This is a genomic window from Saccharopolyspora sp. 7B, assembly GCF_020177435.1.
In the GTDB taxonomy this organism is placed as follows: Bacteria; Actinomycetota; Actinomycetes; order Mycobacteriales; family Pseudonocardiaceae; genus Saccharopolyspora_C; species Saccharopolyspora_C gregorii.
Genome location: NZ_JAIUKC010000174.1, coordinates 1 through 8142 on the forward strand (window position 1 = coordinate 1; position 8142 = coordinate 8142).

Consider the following 8142-nt stretch of genomic DNA (forward strand, 5'->3'; position numbering starts at 1 on the left):
CCGAGGGGGGGCCCTCTTGCCGGGTCTTCTTGGCGGGTCAGCGGTGCGGGCGGTTGTGGGCGGGGGGGCTGGGGTTCGGGTGGGGGGGGGGGTTGGCCGGTTGAGAGTTGGTGTGGTAGTTGAAGACCCCAACCGGGGTGGGCTACTTGGGGGGGGGGTTGTGGGGCCTGGTTCCGGGGGATGGCAAGGCGTCGTCCTCTGGGACCGGGCCTTTTGCGTGTCCGGGGAATTTCTGCACTCGGCCGGATGAACTCCTTCACCCGGAACGCGGCGAACGGTGTGCCGAACCCCGCCGTGCGTCTCGTAGTCTGCGGGCATGGAGCACGTGCGGATGCTGGTCGTGGAACCGTCGGCGATCGCCCCGGTGGGGCGGCTCGGGGAATGGCTGTCGGAAGCCGGCGCGGAACTGGACGTGGTGCGGGCACCGGAGATCTCCGGGCGGGAAGCGCTGGACGAGTACGACGCCCTGGTCGTGATGGGCGGGGGGATGGGCGCGCTCGACGACTCCGAGCATCCGTGGCTGGCGGACGTGCGGGCACTGCTGAGCTCCGCGGTGAGCAAGCAGCTGCCGGTGCTGGGCGTGTGCCTCGGCGCCCAGCTGCTCGCGGCGTCCACGGGCGGTCGGGTGGCGCCGATCAAGAAGGGGCCGGAGGTGGGGACCTCGCTGGTCGCGAAGCGCGACGCGGCGGTGGACGATCCGTTGCTGGGACCGCTGCCGCTGACGCCGGACGTGCTCCAGTTCCACAACGACGAGGTGACGCGGCTGCCTCCCGGGGCACAGCTGCTGGCGGCGTCCCCCGCCTGCGAGAACCAGGCATTCCGGGTGGGGGTGTGCGCCTACGGGGTGCAGTTCCACGTCGAGACCACGCCGGAGATCGTGCTGGACTGGGCGCGCTCCATGCCGGAGACCGCCGCGTCGGCCCGTCCCGGGCAGCTGGAGCCCGCGCATCTGGAGCGGTTCCACGCGGAACTGGCGGAGACCTGGGAGCCCGTGGCGGGGCGTTTCGTCCGATTGGCCGCGACTCCGCCGGAGCAGCGCCGCGGTTCCCGGGCACTGCCGATGGCGTGAGGCGGTTCCGGTCGCCTGTGGTGAGGTGAACGCGCCGGACTACCGTGCGGTGCATGGCCAACGGCAGTTCGTCCCGTTCCGGTTCGGCTCCTTCCCCCGCGAGGTACGGCTTCAGCGACGCCGTCCGGGCGGAACAACAGTTGCGGGCGGCGGGGTGGTGGTCGGACGCGGGGCCGGCGGACGAGCCGGTGGTAGCCGCGTTGTCCCGAGCTCCCGACCCCGATCTGGCGCTGCTGGCGGTGGACCGGCTGCGGGAGGCCTCAGGCTCGGGTTGGGCCGAGTTGGCGGAGGAACTGGGGTCGGACACCGCGCTGCGCGCCGGCCTGATCGGCGTGCTCGGTTCGTCGAGCGCCTTCGCCGACCACTTGGTCGCGCATCCGCTGGACTGGCACCGGTTGCGGTCGAAGCCGCAGGACCGGGAGCCGGACGTCGCGGCGTTCACCGAGGAGCTGCTGGCCGCGGTCCGCGGCGCGGACGGGACGACGCTGACCGGCTCGGACGCGGTGATCGCGCTGCGCGGGGCGTACCGGGGACTGCTGCTGGACGTGGCGGCGGTGGACTTGGCTCCGGTGGTGGAACCGAGCCTGCCCGCGGCGTCGTTCGAGGACGTCGCCGCCCGGCTCTCCGAACTCGCGGAGGCGGCGTTGCGCACCGCCCTGGTGGTGGGCGCGGCGGAGCTGTCCGGCCGGGAAGGCGGGGACAGTGCCGAGGACCTCGCGGTGATCGCGATGGGCAAGACCGGCGGCCGGGAGCTGAACTACGTCAGCGACGTGGACGTCGTGTTCGTCGCCGAGTCGGAGGAAGCGCTGCCGGGGGCGACGAAGCTCGCCAGCATGCTGATGCGCGTCGCCGGGGCGGCGTTCTTCGAGGTGGACGCGGCGCTGCGCCCGGAGGGCAAGGCGGGGGCGCTGGTGCGCACCCTCGACGGCTACCGGAGCTACTACCGCAGGTGGGCGCGGACCTGGGAGTTCCAAGCGCTGCTGAAGGCGCGCCCGGTGGCGGGGAACGTGGAGCTGGGGCAGCGCTACGTGGACGCGGTGTGGCCGCAGGTGTGGACCGCGGCGGAGCGGGAGGACTTCGTCCCCGACGTGCGCTCGATGCGCCGCCGGGTGGAGCGGCACGTGCCCGCGGAGCTGTCCGAGCGGGAGTTGAAGCTGGGGCCCGGCGGGCTGCGGGACGTGGAGTTCGCGGTGCAACTGCTGCAGATGGTGCACGGCCGCAGCGATGAGGACCTGCGCAGCCCGATCACCGTGGACGCGCTGCGCTCCCTCGGGGAGGGCGGCTACGTGGCCCGCGCCGACGCGGCGGACCTGGTGGAGTCGTACCGGTTCCTGCGGACCTTGGAACACCGGGTCCAGCTGCGGCGGTTGCGCCGCACGCACCTGCTGCCGGAGCTGGACGACAAGGAAGAGCTGCACGTGCTGGCGCGGTCGATCGGTCTGCGCTCCGGTGGCAGGCGCAGCGCGGGTGAGGTCCTGGTCGCCGAGTACCGCAGGCACAGCAACCGGGTGCGCAGGCTGCACGAGAAGCTGTTCTACCGCCCGCTGCTGGAGGCGGTGGCGAAGGTCCCGACCGATGCGCTGCGGCTGACCACCGGTGCGGCGGTGCAGCGGCTGGCGGCGCTCGGCTACACCTCGCCGGAAGGCGCGCTGAAGCACATCGAGGCGTTGACCGCGGGGGTGTCGCGCCGGGCGCACATCCAGGGCGCGCTGCTGCCGATGCTGCTGGACCTGCTGGCGAACACCCCCGACCCGGACGGTGGGCTGCTGGCCTACCGGAAGGTGTCCGAGGCGTTGGCGGAAACGCCCTGGTACCTGCGGTTGTTGCGGGACGAGGGGGTGGTGGCGGAACGGCTGGCCCAGTTGCTGGGCACGTCGAAGCTCGTGCCGGAGCTGCTGGTGCGCGCCCCGGAGGTGCTGCGGCTGCTGTCGGACACGCCGGCCTTGGCGGAGCGGGATCCGCGGGAGGTGGCGACCTCGTTGCGCAGCGCCGTCGCGCGGCACTCCGAGCCGAGCCGGGCGGTGTCGGCGGCGCGGTCGCTGCGCCGGCACGAGCTGCTGCGGATCGCGTGCGCCGACCTGCTGGGGCTGCTGCCGCCTGCCGAGGTGTTCCGGGCGTTGTCGAGCGTGTGGGCCGCGGTGCTGGAGGCGGCGCTGGACACGTCGGTGCGGGACGTGGCGGCCCGGCCGGAGTGGCAGGCGGTGCCGGCTCGCGTCGCGGTGATCGGCATGGGGCGGCTCGGCGGTGCGGAGCTCGGCTACGGCTCGGACGCGGACGTGATGTTCGTGTGCGAGCCGGTACCGGGCGTGGCGGAGCCGACGGCGGTCCGGTTCGCCACCTCGGTGGTGGAGCAGGTGCGCAAGATGCTGGGCGCGCCGAGCCAGGACCCGCCGCTGGAGGTGGACGTCGACCTGCGCCCGGAGGGTCGCAGCGGTCCGCTGGTGCGGACCGTGGAGTCGTACCTGAACTACTACCGCAGGTGGGGTGAGGCGTGGGAGGCGCAGGCGCTGCTGCGCGCCCGCCCGGTGGCGGGGGACGTGGAACTCGGGGAGCGGTTCCGCGCCGCGATCGACCCGATCCGCTATCCGGCGGGCGGCCTGGACGACGCGAAGGTGCGGGAGATCCGCCGGATCAAGGCGCGGGTCGATTCGGAGCGGCTGCCGCGCGGCGCGGATCCGGCGACGCACACGAAGCTCGGGCGGGGCGGGCTCGCCGACGTGGAGTGGACCTTGCAGCTGGTGCAGCTGCGCCACGCGCACGAGCACGAGGGACTCCGGGTCACCTCGACGATGCGGGGGCTGGCAGCGGCGGTCGAGGCCGGGGTGCTGGACGAGCAGGACGCCGCGGAGCTCGGCGAGGCGTGGACGTTGGCGATGCGGTCCCGCAACGCGGTGATGCTGGTGCGCGGCAAGTCCGGTGACCAGCTGCCGAAGCAGGTGCGGGAGTTGACGGCGGTGGCGGCGGCGCTCGGCTATTCGGCGGACGTGGACACCGGGGAGGTGCTCGACGACTACCTGCGGGTGACGCGGCGGGCTCGCGCGGTGGTGGAGCGGGTCTTCTACGAGGACTGAGGCGTTCGTGGATTACTTCGCGGGACCGGGCCCGCGATGGTGGTACCGGTGCCGTGCCGGTGGTGCCGCGCCGAGTTCCGCCGCTGCCGGGTTCGCGCGATTCCGGGTGCGGTCTCCGCTGTTCGGATGCGGACCGGGGCGCTGCCGGAGTGCCGGGTGCGGCCGAGCGGCGGACAACGGGTGGAATATGCCAGAGCAGGCGGGACTGGTATCCGTCGCCCGGGAACTTCCAGCGCTTTCGAGGATTATTCTTCGGGGCTGGTGGTCTTCGGCCGCATCGCCTAGGTGTCGGCCTCGCTGGAATGGGAACCGGGAGCCGTCTCGGCGCGCGTGTTTCTGCACGTGCAAATGCACCGGTTGAAATTGTCCGGGGGTTGCCTCCGCGGGGTTGTGAGAATGTGCACGGTGATCCGGCGGAACGCTCCAGCTCCGGATTCGAGGTGTCTCGCCTGCGCTGACACCGGCCTCCTGCGCTGGAGAAAGCGGAGCCGAACCGCTCGCGAAACGACTCTCGAACGTCCAATTCGGACGATTGTGCGACTGCGTCCAGTGGACTCGACTTTCCCGGGAACAGCCCATTCGGAGGTCTGCTTGCCGCTATCGTGACGGTAACCTTCTCGCACCGCGAACGGTGCGCGCACGACCGGCGTCCGGGCGGGTCCGAATAGGAGTGCATGGTGTCCGAGGACTTTGAATTACTCGTCGATCGACAGGCGCTTTGCGGTGCGGGGCCGTTGTGGATGCCGACGCTGAATTGCCTGTACTGGGTGGACGTGCTGCGCAGAGAACTGCACACCTACCACCGCGATTCCGATGCGGACGAGGTGCAGGTATTGCCCGGGGTGGTCACCTCGCTGGGCGCCACCCGCAACGGACAGCTCATCGCCGCCGCGGATCGGGGCTTCGCCCGGTTGTTCCCCGGGCGCGCCGCGCTGGAACCCATCACCGGCGTGCAGGCGGGCGACCGGATGAGCGGCGGCGCCTGCGACCCGGCGGGCCGGTTCGTGGCGGGCACCCTCACCCACAGCCGGGAGGCGAAGCGCAGCGCGCTGTACGTCCTCGACGGCACCCGGGCCCGCGTCCTGGTGGACGGGCTGACCCTCTCCGGCGGCATCGGCTGGAGCCCGGACGGGGCGACCATGTACGTGATCGACACGGTGCCGCGCGTCATCTGGGCGTTCGACTACGACGTGGAACGCGGCCGGGCCGGGCGCGGCAGGCGCTGGATCGTGTGCGCCGAGTCCGAAGGCCACCCCGACGGGCTGGCGATGGACAACGAGGGCGGTGCGTGGGTCGCGATGCACGGCAGCGGACGCATCCACCGGTACAGCCCCGGCGGAGACCTGGAGACGGTGCTGTGGGCGCCCACCCGCCGCGTGACCGGTCTCGTGTTCGGCGGTCGCAGGCTGGACGAGATGTACGTGACCTCGGCGTGCTCCGGCTACGACGAGCGGGCGCTGGTCGGCGACCCGTACGCGGGAGCCCTGTTCCGGTTCCGCCCCGGCGCCACCGGCAGCCCGCTGGCGCCCTGGAACGGCACCTGAGCCCCCGAACGAAGGAGCGGGCCGGTCGGGAACGGGTCCCGGCCGGCCCGCTTCGCGCGGAGCGCCACGATCACACGTCGTAGTACAGCGCGAACTCGTGCGGGTGCGGCCGCAGCCGGACCGGGTCGATCTCGTTCTCGCGCTTGAGCCGGATCCAGGTCTCGATCAGGTCCGAGGTGAACACGCCGCCTTCGAGCAGGTAGTCGTGGTCCTCTTCGAGCCGGTCGATGACCTTCTCCAGGCTGTCCGGCACCTGCGGGACGTTCTTGGCCTCTTCGGGCGGCAGCTCGTAGAGGTCCTTGTCGATCGGTTCCGGCGGCTCGATCTTGTTCTTGATGCCGTCCAGGCCGGCCATCATCATCGCCGCGAACGCCAGGTACGGGTTGCCCGACGGGTCCGGGCAGCGGAACTCGACGCGCTTGGCCTTCGGGTTGCTGCCGGTGATCGGGATCCGCATGCAGGCGGAGCGGTTGCGCTGCGAGTACACCAGGTTCACCGGCGCCTCGTAGCCCGGCACCAGCCGGTGGTACGAGTTGATCGTCGGGTTGGTGAAGGCCAGCAGGCTCGGGGCGTGGTGCAGGATGCCGCCGATGTAGTGCCGCGCCATGTCCGAGAGCCCGCCGTAGCCGGACTCGTCGTAGAACAGCGGCGAGCCGTCCTTCCACAGCGACATGTGGCTGTGCATGCCGGAGCCGTTGTCGCCGAACAGCGGCTTCGGCATGAAGGTGACCGTGCGGCCGTCCTGCCACGCGGTGTTCTTCACGATGTACTTGAACAGCTGCAGGTCGTCCGCGGCGTGCAGCATCGTGTTGAACTTGTAGTTGATCTCGGTCTGGCCGCCGGTGCCGACCTCGTGGTGCGCGCGCTCGACGGTGAACCCGGAGCCGCTGAGCTGGGTGGAGATCTTGTCGCGCAGGTCCGCGAAGTGGTCGTACGGCGAGACGGGGAAGTACCCGCCCTTCATCCGGGTCTTGTAGCCCTTGTTGCCGCCCTCCTCGTCGCGCTCGGTGTTCCACCAGCCCTCGACGGAGTCGACCTCGGCGAAGCTGCGGTTCGGGCCCTCGCCGAAGCGCACCGAGTCGAAGATGTAGAACTCGGCCTCGGCACCGAAGAACACGGTGTCGGCGACGCCGGACTCGGCCAGGTACTGCTCGGCCTTGCGGGCCACGTTGCGCGGGTCCCGGCTGTAGGGCTCCAACGTGAACGGGTCGTGCACGAAGAAGTTCAGGATGAGCGTCTTCTCGACGCGGTAGGGGTCGATGCGCGCGGTGTACGGGTCGGGCAGCAGCAGCATGTCCGACTCGTGGATCGACTGGAACCCGCGGACCGAGGAGCCGTCGAAGGCCAGCCCTTCGGTGAAGGTGTCCTGGTCGAACGCCGAGGCGGGCACCGTGAAGTGCTGCATGACGCCCGGCAGGTCGCAGAACCGGACATCGATGTACTTCACGTCCTCGTCGGAGATGAAGCGCAGGACCTCGTCTGGATTCTTGAACACCCTCGATGGCTCCTTCACGCACTGGTTGACTGCTCACCGGCGCGCGTGCTCCGAGCTCACCGGCTCGTGGACAACGTTATGTCACCGGTGTTGCTCGGCCATCACCCCGATGTTTCGCCGACGTTAACGACGGCCTGAACGGATGAGGCCGATTGCGGAGGGTGGCTGATCAGGTCGTTCGGGCGCCGGTCGGCGTCCCCGCGGGGCGCGGGTCGTAGTCTGGGGGAGTGGGTGAATCGACGGGATCCAGGTCCGAGATGACCAGCCAGGGCGACGCTTCCGCGGGCGAGCCGCAGGGCCTGGGCGGCCTGTTCGGCCGCGACCCGCAGCAGCGGTGGCGCGGCGAGCGGATGGGCCTGCCGGAGGGCGGGCAGGGTTCGGTCGCCACCGGCGGTCGTCGGCTGCTCGGGTTCCTGGTCGACATCGTGCTGGCTGCGCTGGTGGCGCAGCTGTTCACCGCACCGGCGCTGCCCGGGAACTGGAGCCTGGTGGCCTGGTTCGCGATCACGGTGATCCCGGTGGCGTTCTTCGGGTTCACCCCCGGGATGCTGCTCACCGGCATCTGGGTGGCCCGGGTGGAGCGGCCGGGTGCGGTGGGCCTGTGGCGAGCGGTGGTGCGCTGCGCGCTGACCGGTCTGCTGGTGCCCGCGATCATCCGCAACGGCGATGGCCGTTCCTGGCTGGACCGCCTCACCGGCACCGTGGTCGTCCGGCGCTGAACCGGAGCGCGTGCCCGGACCGGACGGTGCCCGCCGGGCGCCTCGGTGGTGCGGGCGCGTGGAACAGGGCGGAACGCCGTCGGTGCCGGAGCTCTCCGGGGCCTGGTCGCGCACGAGGCTGACCGGAAGCGGCGAAGACGACGCGGGGGCCCCCCGGCCGCCCCCCCCGGGGGGGCGGGGGGGGGGGGGGGGGGGGGGCGGGGGGGGCGGGCCCCCGGGGGGTTGGGGGCGATGGGGCCCCCGG

General features: G+C 71.6%; 5 protein-coding genes. 4 read left to right on the plus strand and 1 reads right to left on the minus strand.

Annotation, left to right across the window (positions count from 1 at the left end; translation table 11 throughout):
* The first annotated feature begins 316 nt into the window (after positions 1-316).
* The 3 genes from LCD33_RS23800 (at position 317) to LCD33_RS23810 (ending at position 5684) form a co-directional block, all read left to right on the plus strand.
* Positions 317-1069, plus strand: coding sequence for a type 1 glutamine amidotransferase (locus LCD33_RS23800; protein ID WP_224978303.1), 753 nt, complete (start codon positions 317-319; stop codon positions 1067-1069).
* Positions 1070-1122: 53 nt separating this feature from the next.
* On the plus strand, positions 1123-4140 hold the full coding sequence (locus tag LCD33_RS23805; RefSeq protein WP_224978304.1) for a bifunctional [glutamine synthetase] adenylyltransferase/[glutamine synthetase]-adenylyl-L-tyrosine phosphorylase: 3018 nt from the start codon (positions 1123-1125) through the stop codon (positions 4138-4140).
* A 674-nt stretch (positions 4141-4814) separates the two neighbouring features.
* Positions 4815-5684 carry an SMP-30/gluconolactonase/LRE family protein gene (locus LCD33_RS23810; RefSeq protein ID WP_224962510.1) on the plus strand — a complete coding sequence of 290 codons (870 nt, stop codon included), beginning with the start codon at positions 4815-4817 and terminating at the stop codon, positions 5682-5684.
* A gap of 70 nt (positions 5685-5754) precedes the next feature.
* On the opposite strand, the gene glnA is transcribed toward LCD33_RS23810, so the two are convergent.
* The gene (gene glnA / locus LCD33_RS23815) at positions 5755-7179 is read right to left on the minus strand and encodes a type I glutamate--ammonia ligase (protein WP_224962508.1); all 1425 of its coding nucleotides are present in this window, start codon (positions 7177-7179) and stop codon (positions 5755-5757) included.
* A 257-nt stretch (positions 7180-7436) separates the two neighbouring features.
* Between glnA and LCD33_RS23820 the strand changes: the two genes are divergently transcribed.
* Positions 7437-7898, plus strand: a complete 462-nt coding sequence (locus LCD33_RS23820) for an RDD family protein (protein WP_224978305.1) — start codon at positions 7437-7439, stop codon at positions 7896-7898.
* Positions 7899-8142: the final 244 nt, after the last annotated feature.

Excerpts from the sequence above, each read along its gene's own strand:
- LCD33_RS23800 (WP_224978303.1), top strand. The coding sequence starts at position 317 with ATGGAGCACGTGCGGATGCTGGTCGTGGAACCGTCGGCGATCGCCCCG.
- LCD33_RS23805 (WP_224978304.1), top strand. The coding sequence starts at position 1,123 with ATGGCCAACGGCAGTTCGTCCCGTTCCGGTTCGGCTCCTTCCCCCGCG.
- LCD33_RS23810 (WP_224962510.1), top strand. The coding sequence starts at position 4,815 with ATGGTGTCCGAGGACTTTGAATTACTCGTCGATCGACAGGCGCTTTGC.
- LCD33_RS23820 (WP_224978305.1), top strand. The coding sequence starts at position 7,437 with ATGACCAGCCAGGGCGACGCTTCCGCGGGCGAGCCGCAGGGCCTGGGC.